General features: G+C 69.3%; 20 protein-coding genes. 14 read left to right on the top strand and 6 right to left on the bottom strand.

Going from position 1 to position 22981, the window contains the following annotated elements; translation table 11 throughout:
- Positions 1–121: 121 nt before the first annotated feature.
- From ACF8O7_RS18860 to ACF8O7_RS18820, 9 genes are all read left to right on the top strand, one after another.
- Positions 122–1591 (top strand): efflux transporter outer membrane subunit, encoded by a 1470-nt coding sequence (locus ACF8O7_RS18860; RefSeq protein WP_046982603.1) that lies wholly within the window; start codon positions 122–124, stop codon positions 1589–1591.
- The gene (locus tag ACF8O7_RS18855) at positions 1588–2742 is read left to right on the top strand and encodes an ABC transporter permease (RefSeq protein WP_016447361.1); all 1155 of its coding nucleotides are present in this window, start codon (positions 1588–1590) and stop codon (positions 2740–2742) included. The genes ACF8O7_RS18860 and ACF8O7_RS18855 overlap by 4 nt, the downstream gene beginning before the upstream one ends.
- 15 nt (positions 2743–2757) lie before the next feature.
- Positions 2758–3516, top strand: a complete 759-nt coding sequence (locus tag ACF8O7_RS18850; RefSeq protein ID WP_016447362.1) for an ABC transporter ATP-binding protein — start codon at positions 2758–2760, stop codon at positions 3514–3516.
- A complete protein-coding gene (locus ACF8O7_RS18845; protein WP_043789456.1) occupies positions 3513–4457 on the top strand; it encodes an HlyD family secretion protein in 945 nt (314 codons plus the stop codon). The genes ACF8O7_RS18850 and ACF8O7_RS18845 overlap by 4 nt, the downstream gene beginning before the upstream one ends.
- A complete protein-coding gene (locus tag ACF8O7_RS18840) occupies positions 4450–5154 on the top strand; it encodes an MtnX-like HAD-IB family phosphatase (protein ID WP_016452236.1) in 705 nt (234 codons plus the stop codon). The genes ACF8O7_RS18845 and ACF8O7_RS18840 overlap by 8 nt, the downstream gene beginning before the upstream one ends.
- A 174-nt stretch (positions 5155–5328) precedes the next feature.
- A complete protein-coding gene (locus ACF8O7_RS18835) occupies positions 5329–6270 on the top strand; it encodes a carboxylesterase (RefSeq protein WP_016452235.1) in 942 nt (313 codons plus the stop codon).
- Complete coding sequence (locus ACF8O7_RS18830) at positions 6260–6628, top strand: EamA family transporter (RefSeq protein ID WP_012202070.1); 369 nt, start codon at positions 6260–6262, stop codon at positions 6626–6628. The genes ACF8O7_RS18835 and ACF8O7_RS18830 overlap by 11 nt, the downstream gene beginning before the upstream one ends.
- 179 nt (positions 6629–6807) lie before the next feature.
- Complete coding sequence (locus ACF8O7_RS18825) at positions 6808–7302, top strand: multidrug efflux SMR transporter (RefSeq protein WP_016447366.1); 495 nt, start codon at positions 6808–6810, stop codon at positions 7300–7302.
- Positions 7295–8524, top strand: a complete 1230-nt coding sequence (locus ACF8O7_RS18820) for a DegT/DnrJ/EryC1/StrS family aminotransferase (protein WP_392443992.1) — start codon at positions 7295–7297, stop codon at positions 8522–8524. The genes ACF8O7_RS18825 and ACF8O7_RS18820 overlap by 8 nt, the downstream gene beginning before the upstream one ends.
- A 36-nt stretch (positions 8525–8560) precedes the next feature.
- Here ACF8O7_RS18820 and ACF8O7_RS18815 read toward each other — a convergent pair whose 3' ends face one another.
- The 3 genes from ACF8O7_RS18815 to ACF8O7_RS18805 are packed head-to-tail and all read right to left on the bottom strand — an operon-like array spanning position 8561 to position 11902.
- Entirely contained in the window at positions 8561–9466 is a 906-nt protein-coding gene (locus ACF8O7_RS18815; RefSeq protein ID WP_016447368.1) for an arginase family protein, read from the bottom strand.
- Positions 9448–10521: a GNAT family N-acetyltransferase gene (locus tag ACF8O7_RS18810; RefSeq protein ID WP_392443991.1), complete on the bottom strand. Its 1074-nt coding sequence runs from the start codon at positions 10519–10521 to the stop codon at positions 9448–9450. The genes ACF8O7_RS18815 and ACF8O7_RS18810 overlap by 19 nt, the downstream gene beginning before the upstream one ends.
- A 7-nt stretch (positions 10522–10528) precedes the next feature.
- Positions 10529–11902 carry an aspartate aminotransferase family protein gene (locus tag ACF8O7_RS18805; RefSeq protein ID WP_016452231.1) on the bottom strand — a complete coding sequence of 458 codons (1374 nt, stop codon included), beginning with the start codon at positions 11900–11902 and terminating at the stop codon, positions 10529–10531.
- A 280-nt stretch (positions 11903–12182) separates the two neighbouring features.
- Here ACF8O7_RS18805 and ACF8O7_RS18800 point away from each other — a divergent pair, with 280 nt between their 5' ends.
- From ACF8O7_RS18800 to ACF8O7_RS18790, 3 genes are all read left to right on the top strand, one after another.
- A complete protein-coding gene (locus ACF8O7_RS18800) occupies positions 12183–14588 on the top strand; it encodes a TonB-dependent hemoglobin/transferrin/lactoferrin family receptor (protein ID WP_392443989.1) in 2406 nt (801 codons plus the stop codon).
- Between the two features lie 172 nt (positions 14589–14760).
- Positions 14761–15249, top strand: a complete 489-nt coding sequence (locus ACF8O7_RS18795; RefSeq protein ID WP_012202078.1) for a hypothetical protein — start codon at positions 14761–14763, stop codon at positions 15247–15249.
- Between the two features lie 6 nt (positions 15250–15255).
- Positions 15256–16065, top strand: a complete 810-nt coding sequence (locus ACF8O7_RS18790; protein WP_133074030.1) for a DUF4198 domain-containing protein — start codon at positions 15256–15258, stop codon at positions 16063–16065.
- Positions 16066–16165: 100 nt separating this feature from the next.
- On the opposite strand, the gene ACF8O7_RS18785 is transcribed toward ACF8O7_RS18790, so the two are convergent.
- The 3 genes from ACF8O7_RS18785 to ACF8O7_RS18775 form a co-directional block, all read right to left on the bottom strand.
- On the bottom strand, positions 16166–18097 hold the full coding sequence (locus tag ACF8O7_RS18785; RefSeq protein ID WP_017405658.1) for a RecQ family ATP-dependent DNA helicase: 1932 nt from the start codon (positions 18095–18097) through the stop codon (positions 16166–16168).
- 220 nt (positions 18098–18317) lie between these two features.
- Positions 18318–19469 (bottom strand): acyl-CoA dehydrogenase family protein, encoded by a 1152-nt coding sequence (locus ACF8O7_RS18780; protein WP_392443987.1) that lies wholly within the window; start codon positions 19467–19469, stop codon positions 18318–18320.
- A gap of 10 nt (positions 19470–19479) precedes the next feature.
- Entirely contained in the window at positions 19480–20736 is a 1257-nt protein-coding gene (locus ACF8O7_RS18775) for a CaiB/BaiF CoA-transferase family protein (protein WP_277849215.1), read from the bottom strand.
- 94 nt (positions 20737–20830) lie between these two features.
- On the opposite strand from ACF8O7_RS18775, the gene ACF8O7_RS18770 reads away from it, so the two are divergent.
- Both ACF8O7_RS18770 and ACF8O7_RS18765 read left to right on the top strand, forming a co-directional pair.
- Positions 20831–21721 carry a LysR substrate-binding domain-containing protein gene (locus tag ACF8O7_RS18770; protein ID WP_160851100.1) on the top strand — a complete coding sequence of 297 codons (891 nt, stop codon included), beginning with the start codon at positions 20831–20833 and terminating at the stop codon, positions 21719–21721.
- Between the two features lie 272 nt (positions 21722–21993).
- Positions 21994–22968 (top strand): ABC transporter substrate-binding protein, encoded by a 975-nt coding sequence (locus ACF8O7_RS18765; protein ID WP_013800043.1) that lies wholly within the window; start codon positions 21994–21996, stop codon positions 22966–22968.
- The last annotated feature ends 13 nt before the right edge of the window (positions 22969–22981 follow it).

Genomic DNA, 22981 nt, shown 5'->3' with positions numbered 1-22981 from the left:
TCCATAAAGCCTGCAACCTCGCGCAAGCTTGGCCGCGTCCAATGGCTATCCGGGGACATGGTTCCCTGGCCTCGTTTTCCCGGTCCTCCCCCTCGATCATCCCCTCCCGCCTGTCCATCCCGTGAACCACGCCGCCGCGACGCAACGCCTCTCCAGCCTGTGCCTGGGCGCCGCCCTGGCGCTGGCCGGCTGCTCATCGCCGCCCCCGGCACAGCTCGACGGCTCGGTGCCTGCGCAGTGGACACAGCCCCTGCCCGCCGCCGCGCCGGGCGCACCTGGCTCGGCCGCCGCACCCGACCTGCAGGGCTGGTGGAAGGCCTGGGGCGATGAATCCCTCAACACCCTGGTCGAGGAGGCGCTGGCCGCCAACCTCGATCTGTCCCAGGCCCAGTCGCGCCTGCGCCAGCAGCGGCTGCTGGCGGGCACGGCCGGCGCTGCCTTCCGGCCCGTGTTCACGGCCGGTGCGCGCACGCTGCAGGACATCGCAGCCATCGACTCGTATTTCCACGCCAGCATCGACGTGAGCTGGGACCTGGGCCTGTTCGGCGCCCGCGAGGCCGGCGAGCGCAATGCCGCAGCTGCCGTGCTCGATGCACGGGGCCGCCTGCAGGCAGCGCGCGTGGCCCTGGTGGCCGACGTGGTGCACCGCTACCTGGACATCCGCATGGCCCAGCGCCAGCTGGCCCTGATCGACGAGCAGGCGCAGCTGGATGCGCGTGCCCTGCAACTGGCCCAGGTGCGCCAGCAGCAGCGCCTGGGCACGGCCGAGGCCGTGCGCCAGCTGCAGCTGCAGGCCGGCCAGAGCGCTGCCCTGCGTGCGGGCCTGCGTGAAACCCAGGCCCGCAGCGCCCACATGCTGGCCGCACTGCTGGGCCGCACACGGCCCGATGCGCAATGGCTGCAGGCCGATGCGACAGCGCCGCTGCCTGGCCCGCAGGCGCTGGGCGTGGCGGTCCTTCCGGCCGACCTGCTGCGCACGCGCCCCGACATCCAGGTGGCGCAGGCCGGCGTGGAACGCGCCGCAGCCGAGCAGGGCATTGCGCAAGCGGCGCTGTACCCGCGCTTCGTGATCGGCGGCTCGCTGCTGTATTCGTTCAACATCACCCAGAACCTGCGCACGACGCAGGACAACGCGCCCACCTTCGGGCCGCAGATCGACATTCCCCTGTTCGACTGGGGCCGCCGCCGCTCGCAGGCCGATGCCAGCGAGCTGGCGCTGCAGGCTGCCATCCAGGGCTACCGCCAGAGCGTGCTGGACGGCGTGGCCGAGGTCGAGTCCGCACTGGCCGCCATCGGTGCCCAGCGCCAGCGCATTGCCGCGCTGCAGGACTCGCAGCAGGTGCTGGCCGAGCGCGAACGCGTGCAGCACCAGCGCCAGAAGCTGGGCCTGGACAGCGAGTTCGGTGGTCTGGCGTCCCGGCGCGCCGCATTGCAGGCGCGCAGCGAGCAGACCACCGCCCTGGCCGCCCATGCCCTGGCCTATGTGGCGCTGTACAAGGCCCTGGGCGGCGCGCCGCTGCCTGCCGAGGACAGGCCGGAGGACGATTCCGGCAACGGCCCTGCGCCCGTGGCTCAGGGGGCATCCTCATGATCGCGCTGGCGCGCAAGACGCTGGTGCACGAGTGGCGCCGGTTCATTCCCTCCGTCTTCGCGGTGGGCTTCTCCGGCGTGCTGCTGGCCATGCAGGCCGCGCTGGTGCTGGGCATCTTCGGATCGGCCGCGCTGTATGTGACGGCGTCCTCGGCCGATCTGTGGATCGGCTACCCGGGCACGCAGAGCGTGAATTTCGGCCGCACCATCGGCCGCGACGTGGACATGCGCCTGCGCATGGACCCGGACATCACTGCCGTCGAGCCCTACGTCTGGGTCGATGGCGACTGGCGCTCCAGCACGCCGGCCGGCGGCGCGGCCAGCGAACACGGCGGCGGCGTGTCGGTCTACCTGTCCGGCATTGCCACCGATGATGCCTCCATGCTGTTTTCCCGCGTGCTCCAACCCTGGCAGCGGCAGCGCCTGCGCGAACCCGGCGCCGTGATCGTGGACCGGGCCGACCTGCAGACGCTGGGCGCCAGCGAGGGCGGCGTGGCCTGGGTCAACAACCACCGCGTGCAGGTGGTGGCCGCCGTGGACGGGCTGCGCGGCCTGGGCGGCGTGAACGTGCTGGCCTCGCTGGCCACGGCGCGCGAGATTGCCGGTGACCCGGGCCAGGGCAGCACCTACTTCGTGGCGCGCGTGCGCCCCGGCGCCTCGGCCAAGGCCGTCCAGCAGCGCCTGAACCAGTCCACGCCCAGCTTCGGCCCCTACGAGGCATGGACAGCCAAGGAATTCGCGCGGCGCTCGCAGCGCTACTGGATGTTCGACACGGGCGCCGGCGCGGGCGTGCTGTTCATGGCCGTCATCGTCTGCCTGGTGGGCTCGGTGGTCACCAGCCAGTCGCTCAAGGCTGTGGTGGCTGCCTCGTCGCGCGAGTACGCCGTGCTCAACGCGCTGGGCGTGAGCCGCGCGGCCCTGGGCCGCGTGGTGGTGGAGCAGGCCTGCTGGATCGGCGGCCTGGGCTTCGTGATGGCCGCGCTGGCCAGCGCCGTGCTGCTGGCCGTGGCCACGGCCTACCGCGTGCCCGTGGCGCTGAACGCATCGGCCGTGCTGGCCTGTGCCGTGCTGGTGGCCGTGCTGTCCCTGCTGTCGGGCCTGGGCGCCATGCGCAGCCTGCTGCGCGCCGACCCGGCCACGCTGCTGCGCTGAAGACTTCCAGACACCATGAACGTGATGAATGCCTCTTCCCCCGCGCCCACGGCGGTGCCTCGCACGGCGCCCAGCCTGGAGGCCGTGCGGCTGTGCAAGTCCTTCCTGTCGGGCATGGTCAGCGTGCAGGTGCTGCAGGGCCTGTCGGTATCGCTGTACGCGGGCGAACTGAGCCTGATCTCTGGCCCTTCGGGCTGCGGCAAGAGCACCCTGCTGTCGCTGATGTCGGGCCTGCAGGCGCCGGACAGCGGCTACGCCATGGCGCTGGGCGAGGACCTGGGCAAGCTGGGCACGCGGGCGCTGGAGAAGTTTCGCCTGCGCCACACGGGCTTCGTCTTCCAGGGCTTCAACCTGTTCCCGGCACTGACGGCCATCGAGCAGGTGCAGCTGCCCCTGGGCTACATGGGCCTGCGCAGCGACGAGGCCCTGCGCCGCGCGCAGCAGGCGCTGGACGAGGTCGGCCTGTCCCACCGCGCCCACATGCGCCCGGCCGAACTGTCGGGCGGCGAAAAGCAGCGCGTGGCCATTGCGCGCGCCATGGCCAAGGCGCCGCAGCTGCTGTTCGCCGACGAACCCACGAGTGCGCTGGATGCCGAAAGCGGCCAGCGCGTCATCGACATCCTGCACCGCGCGGCGCGCAACCATGGCACGACTGTGCTGTGCGTGAGCCATGACCCCCGCCTGGTGCGCCATGCCGACCGCGTGCTCGGCATGGAGGACGGCGCCATCCGCAGCGACTGGCGCCAGACCTCCCCGTTGAAGGAAAAACAATGAAGCACCCCCTGAGCGGCCTTGCCGCTTCCACTGCCGGACTGGCTGCGGCGCTGGCCGCCGCCGCGCTGCTGGCGGGCTGCGGTCCTTCGCACGATGCGCCCGCCAATGCGGGCCAGGCCAGCTCCAGGGCGCAGCAAAGCGGCCCGGCGGCCGTGGCCGTGGCGCGCGGCAAGATCGAGGTGGAAGGCGGGCTGCTGGACCTGTCGCCCGCCGTGGCCGGCGTGGTGCAGCAGCTGTCCGTCAAGGAAGGCCAGTCCGTGCAGCGCGGCCAGTTGCTGCTGAGGCTGGCCGACGAGACGGGCCAGGCCGACCTGGCCGTGGCCGAGTCCGAGGCCCAGCTGGCCAAGGCCCGCCAGAAGGCACGCGCCGCGCGCCTGCCCCAGCTCAAGCAGACCCTGGTGCGCTGGCAGGCCGCAGCGCGCGAAGGCGCGGCCGACGCGCAGAACGTGGACGAGGCCGCGCAGGCACTGCGCGATGCCCAGGCCGAGATCGACGTGGCCGCGGCCGAGGCCCAGGTGGCGCAGCGCAAGCTCGAACAATTGCGCGCCCAGCACAAGCGCCAGGAACTGCGCGCGCCCGAGGCCGGCACCGTGGTGCGCCTGGCCACCCACGCGGGCAGCCAGGCCGTGCCCGGCACGCCGGCCGTGGTGCTGCTGCCGCAGCGCCCGCTGCAGGTGCGCGCCGAAATCAACGAAAGCTTCGCCGCCGCCGTGCGCGAAGGCATGCGGGCCACGGTGACGCTGGATGCCGATGGCTCCGCACAGCAGCAGCTGCCTTCGGCACGCGTGCTGCGCATCAGCCCCGTCTATGGCACGGCGCGGCTGCAGGACGACCAGCAGCGCGGGCCGGTGCGTGTCATCGAATGTGTGCTGGTCTTCGAGCAAGCTCCCGCCGCCGCCGTGCGCGTGGGCCAAAACGTAAGGGTGCAGTTCCATGAATAAGCGCATTCCCCTGTATCTGGACACCGCCGCGCCCGGCTGGATGGTGCAAAGCGATTTCGACGGCACGATCAGCCTGCTGGACGTGACCGACACCCTGCTCAACCGCTTCGGCAAGCCCGGCTGGCAGGAGCTGGAAGACGCCTGGGAGCGCGGCGAGATCGGCTCGCGCGAATGCATGAAGGGCCAGGTCGCGCTGCTGGACATGGACGAGGCCGAGCTGCGCGCCCACCTGGACACCATCGAGATCGATCCCGGCTTCGCCGGCTTCGTGGCGGCCGCCCAGGCCCACGGCATGGTGGTGCAGGTGGTCAGCGACGGCATCGACTACGCCATACGCCATGTGCTGGAGCGCCATGGCCTGGGCCATCTGCAGGTCATCGCCAACCGTCTGGTGCCGACCGGCGAGCGCAGCTGGCGCCTGGACTCGCCCTGGGCCAGCGCGCAGTGCGCGCGCGCCAGCGGCAACTGCAAGTGCGAGCGCCTGGCCGAGCAGCAGGCCCAGCATGGCCGCGTGCTCTATGTGGGCGACAGCACCTCGGACTTCTGCGTCTCGGGCCGCGCCGACTTCGTGCTGGCCAAGTACAAGCTCATCGCCCACTGCGAAAGCCGGGGCATCGCCCATGCGCCCTTCGAGCATTTCGAGCAGGCCACGGCCTTGCTCGACAAGGTCGTCCTGGGCCTGGAGGCGCTGGCATGACATACCACCCCCTGAGTCGCTTCGCGCCTTCCCGTTGCACGGCGCCCCCCAACGGGGACGATACCTTCGGTGCGGGGCGGCGCGGCCGGCCAAGGCCCTTCCTTGGTGTCTCTGGCTTCGGGGCACGCCATTTTCATGGTCAGAGGGCGACGCGCAGCGTCATGGAAAATTGACATGAATTTGAGTGATGGGCTCTCCCTGGTTCAGCGCAGCGAGCCTGCCACGGGGCTGGAAAGCGTCTGCGTGACCGAGCATGAATTCGTCATGCCCGGCACGGGCGCGGCCGCGCGCACCGGCGTGCTGCTGGTGCACGGGCTCACGGGCACGCCGGCCGAGATGCGCCTGCTGGCCAAGGGGCTGAACAAGCAGGGCTTCACCGTCTATGCGGTCCAGCTGGCCGGCCATTGCGGCAGCATGGAAGATCTCGTGGACACGCGCTGGACCGACTGGCTGGCCAGCGTGGAAGGCGGCCTGCAGCGGCTGTCGCAGCATGTGGACCATGTGGTGGTCGGCGGCCTGTCCATGGGCGCCGTGCTCTCGCTGGCCGTGGCCCAGCGTCATCCCGACAAGGTGGACGGCGTCTGCGCCCTGTCCACCACCTTCCGCTACGACGGCTGGAGCATCCCCTTCTACACGCGCCTGGCCTTTTTGCTGCCGCTGTTCCGCGCGCTGGGCATTGGCCGCCGCAGCGTGTTCATGGAGCAGCCGCCCTACGGCATCAAGGACGAGGCCCTGCGCGCACGCGTGGTCGAGCAGATGCACTCGGGCGACAGCGCGGCGGCCGGCCTGCCGGGCAATCCCTGGTGGTCCATCATCGAGCTGCGCCGCCTCTCGGCCCATGTGCTGGCGCGCCTGCCCCAGCTGCGCTCGCCCTGCCTGGTCATCCATGCGCGCAACGACGACATCTCGTCGGTGGCCAACGCCCACGACATCGTGCACGGCGCCAGCCAGGCCCATGTCGAGCTGGTGCTGCTGGACAACAGCTACCACATGGTCACCATCGACCGCGACCGCCGCACCGTGATCGCGCGCACCACCGAGTTCGTGGCGCGCATCGCCAGCGGTGCCGCCCCCCGCGAAGGCCGGGCTGTGGAGGCTGCGCCGCATGGGCAGTGATCTCTCGCCGCTGGTCATCACGCTGTGGGTGCTGAACGTGCTGGTGGACAGCGGCGGCCAGCTGGCCTTCAAGGCCGCCGCCAGCCAGCCCGGTGACCTCGACGGCCTGGCACGCTGGCGCTTCATGGCCTCCAGGCCCTGGCTGTGGCTGGGCGTGGGCTGCTATGTGGCCGAGTTCGTGCTGTGGCTGGCCTTTCTCTCGCTGGTGCCGCTGTCCGAAGGTGTGCTGCTGGGCTCCATCAACATCGTGGCCATCATGATCGCGGGCCGGCTGCTGTTTGCCGAGAAGCTGGCACCCATGCGCGTGGCAGGCATCGTTCTGGTGTCCATCGGCGTCGCCATCGTGGGCCTGCATTGAGATGAAACAGCACCCCCTGAGTCGCTTCGCGCCTTCCCCCGTGTGCACGGCGCCCTCTCTCGCTTCGCGGGAGGGGGACGACACCCTCGGTGCGGGGCGGCCCTTCCTCGGTGTCCCTGGCTTTGGGGCTCGCCAGTTTCATACGATGCGGGCGGCGCGCAGCCCCGTGAATAACTGAGATGAAACGTTTCTATTTCATTGGCTTTCTGGTGCTCATGGCCTTCGACACGCTGGCCCAGCTGAGCTTCAAGCAGGCCGGCAATGCGGCGCTGCCGCTGGAGTTCTCGGTGGACTGGCTGGCGCGCGTGTTCGGCCAGCCCTGGATCTATGGCGCCTTCGTGGGTTACATCGGCGCCTTTTTCTCGTGGATGACCTTGCTCAAGCGCGCGCCCATCGGCCCGGCCTTTGCGGCATCGCATCTGGAGATTCTTTCCGTGCTGGCGCTGTCGTACTGGCTGTTCGACGAGCGCATAGGCATGCCCCAGATCATCGGCTGCCTGTTCATCGTGGCCGGCATCGCCTGCCTGGCGGTCAGCGAGACGCAGGAGGCCGAGGGGCCCGGTGCAGACGACGACACGCCGGGCCATGCGGGCGGCAATCCGGGCGCGGGCTCGGCCAGCGCTGGCGCCGCGCATCTGGCGGCATCGGCCGAGCACGGCACGCGCCATGGCTGAACGCGTGCTGCCGCCCACGGCAGGCCTGCCGCTGCGCGCGGCCGACCTGCTGCCCTGGGGCGATGCAGACCTGGCGACGGCGCTGGCGCAGTGGCTGGGCGTGCCCGCCGTGCAGCTTGAATGCTCGGGCACCTCGGCGCTGATGGTGGCGCTGCAGACCCTGCGCCGCCTGGCGCCGGGCCGCAGCGAAGTCATCGCCCCCGCCTATACCTGCCCGCTGGTGGCCCTGGCCGTGGCGCACTGCGGCCTGCAACTGCGCCTGTGCGACCTGCGCCCCGACACGCTGGACATGAGCCGCCACCATCTGCGAGCGCTGTGCAGCGAACGCACCCTGGCCGTGCTGCCCACGCATCTGTGCGGCCGCGTGGCCGACGTGGCCACGGCGGTGGACTGCGCGCGCGCCGTGGGCGCCTGGGTGGTGGAGGACGCGGCCCAGGCCCTGGGCGCACGCCTGCGCGGCGAGCCCGTGGGCTGGCAGGGCGATGTGGGCTTCTACAGCCTGGCCGTGGGCAAGGGCCTGACCACCTTCGAGGGCGGCGTGCTGCTGGCGCGCGACCCCGCGCTGCGCGAGGCACTGCGCGAGACACATGCAGCCAGCGTGCGCCAGGACCGGGGCTGGGAGTTGCGCCGCAGCCTGGAGCTGCTGGGCTATGCGGCGCTGTACCGCCCCGCCGGGCTGGACCTGGCCTATGGCCGCCCCCTGCGCGATGCGCTGTCGCGCAGCGACTGGGTGCAGGCCGCCGGCGATGATTTCGACGACGCCATTGCCCGCCATGAACTGGGCGCCTGGCGCCGCCGCGTGGGCCGGCGCGCGCTGGCGCGGCTGGCGGATTTCCAGCAGCAACTGCAGCGCCAGGCGCGTGAGCGCAGCGCCTGGCTGTCGGCCATCGATGGCATCGAGGTGGTGGGCGACACCGTGCCGGGTGCGCAAGGCGTCTGGCCCGTGCTGCTGCTGCGCCTGCGCGATGCCGCCACGCGCGATGCGCTGCTGCGCGCGCAATGGGGGCGGGGCTGGGGTTTGTCGCTGCCCTTCGTCCATGTGCTGCCCGACTATGGACGCTACGACCATGTGCTGGGCCTGGCGCGCCAGGACGTGGTGGACCAGGGGCGCGACTGGGCGCAGCGCCTGGTGGCCGTGGGCAACAGCCTGTGGTTCGACGACGCGCGCTTTGGCGATCTGGTCCAGGTGCTGGAAAGCGCCATGAAGCAGACCGCCGCCTGACCTCACAGCACCGGTCGCCGCAGCTCCGGTGGGGCCTCAGCCGGCCTGCTGCAGACGCTCCACCAGGCGCTCGTTGAACGCATGCTGGCCCAGTTGCCAGGTGGCCAGCGTCTGCGCGCCGATCTGCGTGTCCTGGCCGTCACCCGCGCTCATCCAGCGCTTCCACCAGGTCGCGTAGCGCCAGGAAGACACATCGCCCGTGATGTCGCTGCCCACGATCTGGCCGGACAGCGCGCCAATGATGTCCATGGCTTCGCTCTCCAGCATGCGGCCCTGGTCCCAGTTGGTGCGCACCACCTCGGGCGCGAACACGTCCTTGTCGATGCTCAGGTAGGTGGGCTGGGCCTGCTCGCGCAGCATGCGCGCCAGCGTGCGCGACAGCTCGGCCACGCTGGCAAAGCTGCGAAAGGCCGAGTCCACGCCCAGGCGGCGCGCCCAGCCCGTGTCCACGCCCGCGCTCCAGTAGCTCAGGCGGCCCGCGCGCAGCGGCGTGAGGTAGTTCTCCCAGGCGTGTGCGCGGCCGATGTCGCCGGAGGTGATGCCGGCCACGTGCACATGCGAGACGGCCGGATGCAGGGCCACGCGGCGCACCCAGGAGCCGCAGTGCACGCCCCAGGGAAAGCGCATGTTGTCGGGGTGGTTGTCCAGCACGACCACGCGCAGCGGCCGGCCTGAGGACAGGGCCCGCGCCGCGATGCAGCGCTCGATCAGCGGCCAGCTCAGATGGTGGAAGTCGCCGCTGCCCATGAGGGCCGTGCCATGCGCGGCGGGCAGCTGTGCATCGAGCGCCGCGCGGAACCGCGCGAAGCGCCGCAGGCCGCAGCCGAAGCGCACCTGCTCCTGCCAGTGCTGCAGCGGCAGGCGCAGCTCGCCGGGCAAGGACCCCACCGAGCCATCCACATCCAGCACGACCGGCTGGGCATTCAGTTCTGTTCGCTCCATTGGCGATCGCTTTCGAAGTGGCCGGCAAAGCGCCGGCCCAGTGCGCGCAGCAGCGGGTTGCGGATGAAGACCGCATGCTGCGTGAAGGTGAAGCTGGCGCCCAGCTGGGCCTTGACCTCGGGATCGGTCCAGCCGGCCACGTAGTGGCTCAGGCCGCGTTCGATGGCGTATTCGAGGTTGACCATCCAGCTCACGAAGTAGAGGTTGGCCTCGCGTGCGGCCGGGTAGGACAGGCCGATGTACTTGTCGATCAGCTTGCCGCCGTGCTCGAAGCACAGGTTCCAGCCCAGCAGCGCGCCGGGCGCGCCGTCGTCCTGCAGCGCGCGGTACTCGAAGACGAGGCCGCCGTTGCCTGCATCGCGCAGCACGGCCGCGAAGAAATCGCGCGTGAGCCTGTCGAAGTGGATCTCGCTTTGCGCATACACCGCATCGAACAGCGCGTAGTAGGCATCGACCCGGGCGTCATCGGCAAAGGCCGCGCCCGTGGGAATGCGCTGCACCTGCAGCTGCGCGCGGCTTTTGAGCTTGCGGCGCAGGTTCTGGCGGCGGCTCCTGGACAGGCGCGCAAGGTACTCGTCCAGGCTGGAGAAGTCGATGGGCACATGGGCCAGGGCCTGGCCTTCGACCAGGATGAAGCCCGCATCGGCCAGGGCCTGCGCCAGCGCCCGTGCGTGGGCGTTGTCGGCGTCCGGCAGCAGCGGGGAATCCTGGGGCAGGTCCTTGACGATGGTCAGCATGCGCCGGCCTGCGCGCGCACGCAGCGCGGCAGCCTGCTGGGCGGCAGGGGTGCCCATGGGCAGCACGGCGTACTCGCTGACCGTGGTGCCCACGAAGTCGGTGGACAGGCGCAGCCGGCGCGACAGCCAGCCGCCACCGGGCAACGACAAAAGACGCGCCTTGAGCGCGTCGTCCGCCGTGGTCAGAAGATCGAAGGGCGCCGTGAAGGCCGGCGCCGGCCAGTCCTGCAGCAGTGCGAAGCCCTCGGGAGGATGGGCCGCGAACTGCGCGAGCAGGCCTGGGGGTTCGAGCTGGTTGTGCAGGCGCTCTGCGGGCATCGCGCCTTCAGGCCGCCTTGGCTTTCGTGAGCAACTGGTCCAGCAGGACCATGGCCTCGTCGATCTCGGGGCGCGAGATCATCAGCGAGGGCGCGAAGGTGATCACGTTTTTGTAGTAGCCGCCCACGTCCAGCACCAGGCCGCGCTTGCTGCCCTTGTATTCCAGGCCGCCTTCGAGGCCGATGTCCACCATCTTGTCCAGCAGCGCCTTGTTGGGCGTGAAGCCGTCCTCGGTGCAGATCTCGGCGCGCAGCGCCAGGCCCAGGCCGTCCACATCGCCGATTTCCTTGTGGCGCTTTTGCAGCTCCTTGAGGCCTTCGAGGAAGTAGGCACCCGATTCGCGCACCTGGCGGCCGAAGTCCATCTCGTGGGTCATCTTCATGACTTCCAGGCCCAGGGCCGTGCCCAGCGGGTTGGAAGCGAAGGTGGAGTGCGTCGATCCCGGCGGGAAGATGGTGGGGTTGATCAGCTCCTCGCGCGCCCACAGGCCCGACAGGGCGTTGAGGCCGTTGGTCAGCGCCTTGGCGAAGACCAGCACGTCGGGCTTGACGCCGAAGTTCTCCACCGACCACAGCGTGCCGGTGCGCCAGAAACCCATCTGGATTTCATCGACCACCATCAGCACGCCGTGGTCGTCCAGCACCTTCTTGAGGCCCTTGAAGAAGTTGGGCGGCGGCACGACGTAGCCGCCCGTGCCCTGGATGGGCTCCACGTAGAAGGCTGCGTACTCGCACTGGTTGGTCTTGGGGTCCCAGATGGCGTGGTATTCGTTCTCGAACTTGCGCGCGAATTCCCGGACGATGGAGTCCGCGTATTCCTCCGACGTCATGCCCTTGGGGCGGCGGAACGGGTAGGGGAAGGGGATGAACTGCGCGCGGTCGCCGAAGTGGCCGTAGCGGCGGCGGTAGCGGTAGCTGGAGGTGATGCTGGAGGCGCCCAGCGTGCGGCCGTGGTAGCCACCCTCGAAGGCGAACATCAGGCTCTTGCCGCCGCTGGCATTGCGCACGACCTTGAGCGAGTCCTCGATGGCCTGGGCGCCGCCCACGTTGAAGTGCACGCGGCCGGCATGGCCCCACTTGCGCTCCGCATCCTGGGCGATGAACTTGGCCAGCTCGATCTTGGTCGGGTGCAGGTACTGGCTGGCGACCTGGGGCAGGGTCTGCAGCTGCTCGATCATCTTCTGCTCGAGGCGCTTGTTCTTGTAGCCGAAGTTCACGGCCGAATACCACATCTGCAGATCGAGGTAGGGCGTGCCGGCCTCGTCGTACATGTAGCTGCCTTCGCAGCCCGAAAAGATCTTGGGGGGATTGACGTAGTGGACGGTATCCCCGAACGAGCAGTACTTGGCTTCGTCGGCCAGGAGTTGGGCGTTATTGGTCACAGCAAAGGGCTCCAGATATTCAGCCGCCGCAGTGTGAGCGGGCAATCTTGCTGCGCTGTCGAGTCTTTGTGTGGGGTTTGTGGAGGAGGTCCGCGCGGGACCGTGATCTGCCCCTGTGACGTAAATGATACAAAACAAATGATAATCATTATCAATTGATGGGAGAATCGCGGAAAGCCAGCAGGAAGAAATCACACCCGGGGGGAATCAATGGTCTCGCAAGAGCACTCCGCGAAGAGGTCGGCAGCTAGCCAGCAACCCTCGTTCCCCGATTCCTGCCATGGCTCCATCTTCACGCTCCTGCGCCCCTGTCTCCCTTTTCTGGAATCCCTGCGCTGCGCCGGCCTTGCGGCCCAGCCTGCTGGCCGTGGCCGTGCAGGCCGCCGTGATCGGTCTGGCCACGTCCAGCGCCTGGGCCCAGCCCCGGCCTCGGGCCCTGGACGATGAGGCCCGGCTGATGGCACAGGCACCCACCAAGGCACTGGCCCAGGTCGACGTGGTCGACACGGCCGAGCCCGCGCAGCGAACCCCGGGCGCCTCCACCACCGTCAGCGGCCCGGCGCTGGAGCAGGCCGGCAGCATGGCCGACGTGGTGCGCTACCAGCCCCTGGTCTCAGCGCCCGGCACGGCCTCGGGCACCAGCCGCAACCGCAGCAGCTTCGACCGCTCGGGCACCACGGGCTACAACATCCGCGGCATCGAGGGCAACCGCATCGGCATGGATGTGGACGGCGTCGAGATGCCCGACGCCACCACGCGCCCCTATGTGAGCCGTGTCGGCGCCAACACCTTCGGCGTGGGCCGTGACTTCATCGATCCGGAAATGTTCTCGGGCGTGGACATCCACTCCGGCACCACCACGGCGCGGCGCGCGGCCGGTGGCATCGGCGGCTCGGTGGGCTTTCGCACCAAGTCCGCCGAGGACTACCTGGTGGGCGGCAAGACCTCCTACCTGGGCGGCAAGATCGGCCACGACACGGCCGACCGCTCCTGGAACGAGAGCTTCACGGCCGCTGGCCGCTCGGGCGACCTCGACGGCCTGATCGCCTACTCGCGCCGCGACGGCCACGAGACGCGCAACCACAGCGCCATCGTCAACAGCTATCCCGACGACTGGAACTCCAACGCCCTGCTGCTCAAGGGCGGCCTGCGCATCAACCCGGCCCACCGCCTGGTGCTGTCGGCCGACCTGTATCGCCGCAAGAACGACACCTCCTTCCACGGCTGGGACACCACCAACACCAGCATCACCGAAAGCTCGCGCCAGAACAGCGACACCAGCCGCAACACGCTGCAGCTGCAGCACCTGTGGACACCGGCCGGCGCCTGGGTGGACCAGCTGGACACGCGGCTGTACTTCCAGAACACGGACACCAACGACGTCACCGACACCACCACGCTGGCCACGGGCGCCAAGGTGCACAACGTCTCGGGCAACGAGACGCGCACCTGGGGTTTCTCGAGCACGGGCGACAAGCGCATCGACCGCCACCGCCTGAGCTTTGGCGTCAATGCCTCGACCCAGGACACGGAGCGCCCCTGGGCCGTGTCCGGCAGCATGAAGCCCCAGCCCGACACCACCACCCGCCGCTACGGCGCCTTCCTGCAGGACGAGATCAGCTTCCAGGCCGGCGGCCGCCGCCTGGCGCTGATTCCCGCGCTGCGCGTGGACCGCGTGGAGATCAAGACACGCGACCTGGACAACTTCGTCTCGGGCGTGCTCACGGCCGCCGATGTGGAAAAGATTTACGGCGGCACGCGCGGCAACACCATCCTCAGCCCCAGCCTCGCCCTGGTCTATGACCTCACGCCCACGTTCAGCGCCTATGCCCAGTTCAAGCGCAGCGGGCGCGCGCCCTCGGCCGGCGAGATCTTCGGCTCGTGGAACATGGCCAGCAACTACAACGCGGCAGGCCAGTACGCCCTGGTGGGCAACCCCAACCTGAAGGAGGAAAGCAGCAATGCCTTCGACTTCGGCCTCAAGGGTTCGCCTACGCCGGGCGTGACCTTCAACAGCTCGGTCTTCTATACCAGGTACTCCGACTTCATCGCCTACACGCGCTACCTGCGCGCGGGCCGTCCCGACCTGTTCGTCAACGTGCCCGCCCACATCGGCACCATCTACCAGGCCGAGAACCGCGACAGCGCAAAGATCTACGGCTTCGAGGCCAGCGCGCGCCTGGACCACGGCCAGTGGATGCCCGCCGCCAGGGGCCTGTACTCCACCTGGGCGCTGGGCCTCAGCCGCGGCACCTCCAAGTCCTACTACGCAGGCGACAAGGATGTGCCGCTGGACAGCGTGCTGCCGCGCAAGGCCATCGTCGGCGTGGGCTATGACGCACCGGCCCGGCAATGGGGCCTGAACCTGACCGGCACCTTCGTCGCGGGCAAGCAGGCCGTGGCCACCAACCGCGACAGCTACCAGAACGCGGGCACCGGCCTGACCGACTCGACCACCGAGCTGTTCCGCGTGCCCGGCTATGCCATCTTCGACCTGGCCGGCTACTGGCAGGTCGCAAAGAACGTGCGCCTGAACGCCGGCATCTACAACCTGGGCGACAAGCGCTACTGGGACTATTCCAGCACCCGCAGCCTGCAGCCCGGCGTGGCGCGCGACCGCCGCGACATCGAGCTGCTGAGCAACCCGGGCCGCACCTTCGCCGTGTCCATGAACGTTGCGTTCTGAGCACCCTGCGCACCATGCCATTGCATCCACGCCACCTTCACTTGCCGCGTGGCGCGGATCCGAGGAGTTTCTCCAGGGGCCGGCCGGCCTTCCCTACAGCGGCGGTGTCGGCCGGAAAGCCTCCACCACCATCGCAGCCGCCGCTGTATCTGCCTACTTCAGGAGTCGTTTCATGATCGAGTTCTCTCTGTCCCACCGCATGCTGGCCGCTGCCGGCCTGGCGGCCCTGCTCACCGCCTGCGCATCGCCCACGGCACCGTCCGCCAGCGGCCCGGCCCAGCCTGCTGGCGGGCATGGCCAGTCTGCCTTCATGGGCAGCTACGACGCCAACCGTGATGGCGTGGTCACGCGCCAGGAGTACGACACCGTGCGCAAGCAGCGCTTCCTGGCCGGCGACACCAATGGCGACGGCTGGCTCAGCGAGAAGGAGTACGTGGACGAGTTCGAGGCCCGCCTCAAGCAGCAGTACGCGGGCCGCCAGCCCGACGAGCGCTATGCCCAGTCCATGAAGCAGGCCCATGTGCGCTTCGGCATCGTGGACAGGAACCGCGACGGCAAATACACCGTGGAAGAAGACATGGCCATCGCCGAACGCAGCTTCAAGGAAGCCGACGTCAATGCCGATGGCGTCGTGGACAAGAACGACGTCAAGAAGCCCTGAGCGGACATGGCCAAAACCCCATCCAAGCGATTGGCCTGGTGGCTGCCGCTGCTGTCGGCCGTGTGCATCTCCGCCCAGGCCCACACGCCCTACCTGCTGCCCACCAGCTTCGAGGCCCAGCCCCGGGCCGTCATCAGCGTGGACGCCAGCTTTGCCGACAAGTTCTTCATCCCCGAAGTGGCTTTTGGCGAAACGCGCTTCGCCGTGACGGCGCCCGACGGCTCGGTCACGCCCATGGCCGATGTGCGCCAGTTCAAGACCCGCACCGTGGCCGAGCACCAACTGCCCGACGAGAAGGGCACCTACCGCGTGAGCACCGGCCCGCGCCTGGGCGCCGTCTTCCGTTCGTGGGAGCGCAACGGCAAGGTCGAGACGGCGCGTGATCCCGCCACGCCCACGCCGGCCGATGCCAAGCTGCTGAGCCACTACCAGTCGCTGTCGGTCTCCGAGACCTACATCACGGTGGGCAAGCCCAGCCGGGCCGCGCTCGCGCCCTCAGGCAAGGGCCTGGAGATCGTGCCCGTCACGCATCCGGCCGACCTGTTCGCGGGCGAGAAGTTCGACTTCACCGTGCAATACGACGGCAAGCCGCTGGCCGCGCAGAAGGTGGAAATCTTCCGCTCGGCCATGGACCTGGCGAGCCAGCACAGCGTGGACGCGCTGACCACCGATGGCCAGGGCCGCATCTCCTACGCCCTGCCCAAGTCCGGCATCTACCTGGCCCTGGTGCGCTACCGCGCCGACGCCCCCGCCGGCGCCGCCGCGCCGCAGTACGGCAACAACTACACGCTGACGTTCAGGGTGCTGGCGCAGTAAGGGGTTCCGGCTTCACGAAAAAGGCCTGCCGCCATGGAGGTGCAGGCCTTTTCTCATGGTGAAGCCCAGCCCCAGGCGATGTGCATGAGGGCTATGCGCCTCAACCCGTGGCCACCACCCGCAGCACCTCGGCGCCATAGGCGTCCAGCTTCTTGGCGCCCATGCCGCTGATGCCCTGCAGGTCGTCCAGCGAGGCCGGGTTGCGCTCGGCAATGGCGGCCAGCGTGGCGTCGTGGAAGATCACATAGGCCGGCAGGTTGTGCTCGCGTGCGACCTCGGCGCGCCAGGCCTTGAGGTTGATGAAGCGCACCTGGGCATCAGGCCCCAGGCTGGCGGCGGCCGCGTTGGGCTGGGTGGCGCGCTTGGAGGTGCGCGTGCGCGGCGCTGCGACGGCCTCGCGCAGCTGCACCTGGACATTGCCGCGCAGCACTTCGCGCGAGCCTTCGGCCAGGCACAGGGTGTCGAAGCTGTGGCCGCTGTTCTCGCTGGTGATCTTGTGCAGGCCCAGGGCGCCGGTGGCCAGCAGCTGGCGCATCACGCCGCGCAGCTGGGGCTCGCTGTAGTCCTTGCCCAGGCCGAAGGTGGAGATCTTCTCGTGCCCGTACTGGCGCACCTTCTCGGTGTCCTTGCCGCGCAGCACGTCCATGATGTGGCCCGCGCCAAAGGTCAGCTGGCTGGCCTCGTGCACGCGGTAGATGGTGGACAGCAGCTTGCGCGCGGCGTCCGTTCCATCCCACAGGGCCGGGGGCTCCAGGCAGTTGTCGCAGTTGCCGCAGGCGGTCTTTGCCACGCGCTGCAGCGGCCGGCCTTCAATGTCCGTCTCTGCGTCTTCTCCCGGTGCGCCCAGGCCGTACTGCTCGCCGAAGTAGGCCAGCAGCCGCACGCGGCGGCAGTCCGTGGCCTCGGCCAGGCCCAGCAGGGCATCGAGCTTGCCGCGCATGACCTGCTTGAAGGTGTCCTCGGCCGGGCTTTCGTCGATCATGCGGCGCTGGTTGACCACGTCGGACAGGCCGTAGGCCATCCAGGCGTCGGCGGGCAGCCCGTCGCGGCCTGCGCGGCCGGTTTCCTGGTAGTAGCCCTCGATGTTCTTGGGCATGTCCACGTGCGCCACGAAGCGCACATCGGGCTTGTTGATGCCCATGCCGAAGGCGATGGTGGCCACGATGACGATGCCGTCCTCGCGCAGAAAGCGGTCCTGGTGCAGCTGGCGCGTCTCGAAGGGCAGGCCCGCGTGGTAGGGCAGGGCGGGCACGCCGGCCTGGCTCAGCGTCTGGGCCAGCTCCTCCACGCGCTTGCGCGACTGGCAATAGACCACGCCGGCCTCGCCCTCGTGCTCGCGCTCGATGAAGCGCAGCAGCTGGTTGCTGACGTCCTTCTTCTCGGCGATGCGGTAGCGGATGTTGGGGCGGTCGAAGCTGCTGACGAAGTGCCGTGCGCTCTCCAGCTGCAGCCGCTCGACGATGTCGGCGCGCGTCAGCGCATCGGCCGTGGCCGTGAGCGCAATGCGCGGCACGCCCGCATAGCGTTCGTGCAGCACGCTCAGCGCGCGGTACTCGGGCCGGAAGTCATGGCCCCACTGGCTCACGCAGTGCGCCTCGTCGATGGCGAACAGCGACAGCTTGCCCTGGGCATGCAGGTCGTCGAGCAGGCCCAGGAAGCGCGGCGTGTTCAGGCGCTCGGGCGCGGCATACAGCAGGGTGATGTCGCCGCTTTGCAGGCGCCATTCGACTTCCTGCGTCTCGTCATAGGACAGCGTGGAGTTCAGGTAGGCCGCGCTCACGCCGGCCTCGTGCAGCGCGCCCACCTGGTCGTGCATCAGCGCGATCAGCGGCGACACCACCACCGCCACGCCGTGGCCCTGCTGCTGGCGCACGATGGCCGGCACCTGGTAGCACAGGCTCTTGCCGCCACCCGTGGGCATGAGCACCAGCGCATCGCCGCCGGCGACCACATGCGAGACGATGGCCTCCTGCGGACCGCGGAATTGTTCGTAGCCGAACACGGCTTGCAGGACGGAATGCGCGGCGGACAACGGAGGCTTCTTTCGGCAGGGGCGGCTGGCGCGGGAGGGGGCGGGATGCGGGCGCTTCCCGCAACAAATGCGCTGCGGCCCGAAGGCCGCAACAGCCGCCATTTTGCGCCCCCTCGCAAGGTCCAGGGAAGACCTGGGGTTTGAACCGCTCTGCATCAACGGCCTTTTCCGGGCGCGAGGGTGCCATTTTCAGATTTCTCCTAGCCACCCGCTGCTGCATTCAGCTGCCGCCCAGCACCCCGCGCGCAATGATGCTGCGCTGCACTTCGGACGAGCCTTCGTAGATGCGCAGGATGCGCGCATCGCGCACCAGGCGCTCCAGCGGCATTTCGCGCGTGTAGCCGTAGCCGCCGTGGATCTGCAGGGCTTCGTCGGTGACGAAGCCCACCATTTCGGATGCATGGAGCTTGGCCATGGCCGAGTGCTGGGTGAAGGGCTGGCCTGCCTGGCGCAAGGCCAGGGCCTGCATGGTCAGCGCCCATGAGGACTCCAGCCGCAGCTTCATGTCGGCCAGCTTCCACTGGATGCCCTGTTTCGTGGCCAGTGGCTCGCCGCCGACCAGGCGCTGATTGGCCCATTGCGCGGCGGCGGCCAGGGCGGCCTCGGCCACGCCCAGGGCGGTGGCCGCCACGTCCAGGCGGCTGTTGTCCAGCACCTTCATGGCCGTTTTGAAGCCCGTGCCCTCGGCGCCCAGCCGGTGGCTGGCAGGCACGCGCACGCCGTCCAGCGAGACCTCGAAGGCATGGCCGCCGCGGATGCCCATGAGTTTTTCGGGGGCCGAGATCTGGATGCCGGGCAGGTCACGCGGCACGATGAAGGCGCTGACGCCGCGTGCACCGGCCTCCATGTCGGTCTTGGCGAAGACGACCATGAAGCGCGCCTCGGCGGCGTTGGAGATGAAGTGCTTGACGCCCGTGATCAGATAGTCGTCCCCATCGCGCACGGCGCGCGTGCGCATGTCGGCCGGGTGGGATCCGCCGCGCGGCTCGGTCAGCGCAAAGGCCGCCAGCCATTGGCCGCTGGCGCAGCGCGGCAGCCACTGCTGGCGCTGGGCGTCGTCGCCGCCGATGAGCACGGCGTCCGTGCCCAGGTAGTGGGCGCCGATCATGGACGAGGTGGCCGCGCAGGCGCGCGAGATGGCCACCAGGGACAGCAGCATGGCCGTGGGCGTGACGCCGGGGCCGCCCAGGGCCTCGGGCAGGTTCATGCCCATCACGCCCAGGGCCGCCAGGCCCGGCACATGGCAGGTGGCGGACAGCGCCTCTTCGTCCATGCGCTGCGCCAGCGGGGCGAGTGCGTCGTCGGCAAAGCGGGCCACGGCATCGGCAATGGCGTGGTCGTCGGCGGTAGTGCCCAGTCGTTGAAAGTTCATGGAGGTTCGCTTAATGTGATGGGGAAGAGGGGGCTGCGCCTGCGGTGCCCAGGGCACCGGATGCGCGCAGCGCGGCAATGGCTTCGGCGCCCCGGCCCAGCCACTGCGAGAGCAGGGCCTCGGTGTGCTCGCCCAGGGCCGGTGCGCGCTCGGCGCGGTTGGGTGCGGCGCCGCTGAAATGCACGGGCTGGGTGGGCAGGCGCAGGCCGGGCAGGCGCGGGTCCTGCACCGCGCCGAGCAGGCCGCGCGCCTGGCTCTGGGGCGACTCCAGCGCCTGGGCAATGTTCCAGATGGGGGCGGCGGGCACGCCCGCTGCATCCAGCGCGGCCACCACCTGCGCCACTTCATGCCGGCCGGCCCAGGCCTCGATGGCCTCGCGCAGCGCGGGTTCGTGGGCCGAGCGTGATTCATCGCTGGCAAAGCGCGGGTCGCCGGCCAGGCTGCCCAGCTCCATGGCCTGCAGGGCGGCAGCGAACAGCTTGTTGTTGAGCACGGCCAGCGCGAAGTGGCCATCGCCTGCGCGGTACACGCCGAAGGGGGCCGACAGCGGATGGCGGTTGCCCACGCGGCGCGCGGGCCGGCCCGTGAACAGGTAGCGCGCCACCGAGGTGGCCAGAAAACTCAGCGTGGTGTCGAACATGGCCACGTCCACCTGCTGGCCCTGCCCGGTGGCGCGGGCCTGCAGCAGCGCGGCCAGCGTGGCCCAGGAGGCGAACAGGCCGGCCACCACGTCGCTGACGGCCTCGCCCACGACGGTGGGCGCGCCATCGGGCTCGCCCGTGGCCTCCATGAGGCCGCTCATGGCCTGCACGATGATGTCGTAGGCCGGCCGGTGGGCCAGCGGCCCGGTCTGGCCGAAGCCCGAGACGCTGACATAGACCAGGCGCGGATTGAGCGCCCGCAACTGGCTTGCGCCTATGCCCAGGCGCTCGGCCACGCCGGGGCGGAAGTTCTCCACCACCACGTCGGCCTGGGCGGCCATCTCGCGGACCAGGGCCACGGCCTCGGGGTGCTTGAGGTCCAGCACCAGGCTTTGCTTGTTGCGGTTCATCACCGTGAACAGCGCGCTTTCGCCGTTGTTCATGGGGCCGATGGCGCGGTAGTCGTCGCCCTGCGGCGGCTCGATCTTGACGACCTCGGCGCCCAGGTCGGCCAGCAGGGCCGTGGACAGCGGCCCGGCCAGCACGCGCGTGAAGTCGAGGATGCGCACGCCGTCCAGCGGGCGGGCGGTACTGGCAGGGGCGGGGGGCGAGGCGGATTCGGTCATTGATGCAGCCATGGACAGGTGGTGGATGGCTGCATGCTGGCCCGCAATTGAATCAATGGAAAATATTCAATCCTGATGCAATGCATTCAAAAAGATGATCCATATCAGCCTCCGGCAGCTTGAGTACTTCGTGGCCGCTGCACGCCATGGCAGTGCGGCGCGCGCGGCAGAAGCCATCGGCGTGTCCCAGCCGTCCATCTCCAAGGCGATTGCCGACCTGGAGGCGCAGTGGGGCGAGGCGCTGTTCGTGCGCCGCCATGCCAGGGGGCTGGATCTCACGGCGGCCGGCGCGGTGCGCAGCCGCGATGCCCAGGCGCTGCTGGACGGCGCACGCAGCCTGCAGGGGCCGCGCACGGCGGCGGTGGCGGGCGTGCTGCGCCTGGGCTTTCTGAGCACGCTGGGCGCGCGCTGGGTGCCGGCGCTGCTGGCGCAGATGCAGCGCCGCCATCCCGGCATTGCACTGGAGCTGGTGGAGGGCGATATCGCCTCGCTCACGCAGCAGGTGGAGCGCGGCGAGCTCGATGCGGCCCTGCAGTACAACACGGGCTTGGCGCGTCCCCGCATGGAGCTGCTGCCCGTGGCGGCGTTGCCGCCCTATGTGCTGCTGCCGCATCGCCATGCGCTGGCGGCCAGGACCAGCGTGAGCCTGGCCGAAGTGGCGGCCCACCCGCTGGTGCTGATCAACCTGCCGCACAGCCGCGAGTATTTCCTGTCGCTGTTCCGCGAGGCCGGCGTGACGCCGCTGGTGGCCCATGAGTTCGCCTCCATCGAGATGCTGCGTTCCATGGTGGCCAATGGCCACGGCCTGAGCGTGCTGACCACGCGACCGGTGGTGGACCGCGCCCACGATGGCCAGCGCCTGGCCTGCCGCCGCATCCGGGGCCGTGTGGCCCCCCAGCCCGTGGTGCTGGCTGTGTCGGCGGGCAATGCCTCGCCGCTGATTGCACCTTTTTTGAAGGTGGCGCGGGCTGTGATTGCACCGTAGCGGCGCGCCGTGCGGTGGCCTGCACCACGGTGGTGAATCGCGACCAGGGACTTTCCCCAGCTTGTATGGACAAGATGGGTTGGCACGGTGCTTGCTCTCGCTCTCTGTGTTGACCGCAGATGGATGCAGGTTTCCGCCCTTGCCAGGTTTGCCGGGTAATCCTGTATATACATGTTTGGTCGGCAAAAACACACTTCGGGCTTCCGCACCGGTCTGCCCGCGGACCCCGAAACTGCCATTGCCAACTTGCTTTCCCGACCGAGGAGTGCCACATGAGTTCGATCCCCACGTTCCGCCGCCTGCCCCTGGGGCCGCTGGCCGCCGCCCTCTGCCTTGCCGCCGCACTGCAGCCCGCTGCCGCGCAGGAGACCAAGATCACCCTGGGCATGTCGGGCTGGACCGGCTTCGCGCCGCTGACCCTGGCCGACAAGGCCGGCATCTTCAAGAAGAACGGCCTGGCGGTGGACCTGAAGATGATTCCGCAGAAGGACCGCCACCTGGCCCTGGCCTCTGGCGCCATCCAGTGCGCGGCCACCACCATCGAGACGCATGTGGCCTGGAACACCAACGGCGTGCCCATCGTGCAGATCTTCCAGATGGACAAGTCCTACGGTGCCGACGGCATCGCCGTGCGCAATGATGTCAAGGGCTTCGCCGACCTCAAGGGCAAGACGGTGGCCGTGAGCGCGCCGGGCACGGCGCCGTACTTCGGCCTGGCCTGGATGCTGCACAAGAACGGCATGACCATGAAGGATGTGAAGACCGTCTCCCTGGAGCCCCAGCCCGCGGCCCAGGCCTTCGTGGCCGGCCAGAACGATGCGGCCATGAGCTACGAGCCCTACCTGTCCACCATCCGCGCCAACCCGGCGGCGGGCAAGATCCTGGCCACCACCATCGACTACCCCATGGTCATGGACACCGTGGGCTGCGATCCCAAGTGGCTCAAGGCCAACGCGGCCGCCGCCAAGGCCCTGGCCCAGTCGTATTTCGATGCGGTGGCCATGATCGAGGCCGACAAGACCAAGTCCTTCGAGATCATGGGCACGGCCGTCAAGCAAAGCGGCGAGCAGTTCGGCAAGTCGGCCTCCTACCTCAAGTGGTCCGACAAGGAAGCCAACCAGAAATTCTTCGCCAACGAGCTGGTGCCGTTCATGAAGGAATCGGCCGTGATCCTCAAGGAGGCCGGCATCATCCGCTCCATCCCCGAGAACTATGGCGTGATGTACGACGCCAGCTTCATCCAGTAAGCCCGCCAGGGGA

Origin of the sequence: Delftia sp. WSY_16 (assembly GCF_043104415.1) — a bacterium.
Classification (GTDB): domain Bacteria; phylum Pseudomonadota; class Gammaproteobacteria; order Burkholderiales; family Burkholderiaceae_C; genus Comamonas; species Comamonas tsuruhatensis.
This window is presented reverse-complemented; position numbering and strand designations above follow the sequence as displayed.

Excerpts from the sequence above, each read along its gene's own strand:
- ACF8O7_RS18855 (WP_016447361.1), top strand. The coding sequence starts at position 1,588 with ATGATCGCGCTGGCGCGCAAGACGCTGGTGCACGAGTGGCGCCGGTTC.
- ACF8O7_RS18850 (WP_016447362.1), top strand. The coding sequence starts at position 2,758 with ATGAACGTGATGAATGCCTCTTCCCCCGCGCCCACGGCGGTGCCTCGC.
- ACF8O7_RS18845 (WP_043789456.1), top strand. The coding sequence starts at position 3,513 with ATGAAGCACCCCCTGAGCGGCCTTGCCGCTTCCACTGCCGGACTGGCT.
- ACF8O7_RS18840 (WP_016452236.1), top strand. The coding sequence starts at position 4,450 with ATGAATAAGCGCATTCCCCTGTATCTGGACACCGCCGCGCCCGGCTGG.
- ACF8O7_RS18835 (WP_016452235.1), top strand. The coding sequence starts at position 5,329 with ATGAATTTGAGTGATGGGCTCTCCCTGGTTCAGCGCAGCGAGCCTGCC.
- ACF8O7_RS18830 (WP_012202070.1), top strand. The coding sequence starts at position 6,260 with ATGGGCAGTGATCTCTCGCCGCTGGTCATCACGCTGTGGGTGCTGAAC.
- ACF8O7_RS18825 (WP_016447366.1), top strand. The coding sequence starts at position 6,808 with ATGAAACGTTTCTATTTCATTGGCTTTCTGGTGCTCATGGCCTTCGAC.
- ACF8O7_RS18820 (WP_392443992.1), top strand. The coding sequence starts at position 7,295 with ATGGCTGAACGCGTGCTGCCGCCCACGGCAGGCCTGCCGCTGCGCGCG.
- ACF8O7_RS18815 (WP_016447368.1), bottom strand. The coding sequence starts at position 9,466 with ATGGAGCGAACAGAACTGAATGCCCAGCCGGTCGTGCTGGATGTGGAT.
- ACF8O7_RS18810 (WP_392443991.1), bottom strand. The coding sequence starts at position 10,521 with ATGCCCGCAGAGCGCCTGCACAACCAGCTCGAACCCCCAGGCCTGCTC.
- ACF8O7_RS18800 (WP_392443989.1), top strand. The coding sequence starts at position 12,183 with ATGGCTCCATCTTCACGCTCCTGCGCCCCTGTCTCCCTTTTCTGGAAT.
- ACF8O7_RS18795 (WP_012202078.1), top strand. The coding sequence starts at position 14,761 with ATGATCGAGTTCTCTCTGTCCCACCGCATGCTGGCCGCTGCCGGCCTG.
- ACF8O7_RS18790 (WP_133074030.1), top strand. The coding sequence starts at position 15,256 with ATGGCCAAAACCCCATCCAAGCGATTGGCCTGGTGGCTGCCGCTGCTG.
- ACF8O7_RS18780 (WP_392443987.1), bottom strand. The coding sequence starts at position 19,469 with ATGAACTTTCAACGACTGGGCACTACCGCCGACGACCACGCCATTGCC.
- ACF8O7_RS18775 (WP_277849215.1), bottom strand. The coding sequence starts at position 20,736 with ATGACCGAATCCGCCTCGCCCCCCGCCCCTGCCAGTACCGCCCGCCCG.
- ACF8O7_RS18770 (WP_160851100.1), top strand. The coding sequence starts at position 20,831 with ATGATCCATATCAGCCTCCGGCAGCTTGAGTACTTCGTGGCCGCTGCA.
- ACF8O7_RS18765 (WP_013800043.1), top strand. The coding sequence starts at position 21,994 with ATGAGTTCGATCCCCACGTTCCGCCGCCTGCCCCTGGGGCCGCTGGCC.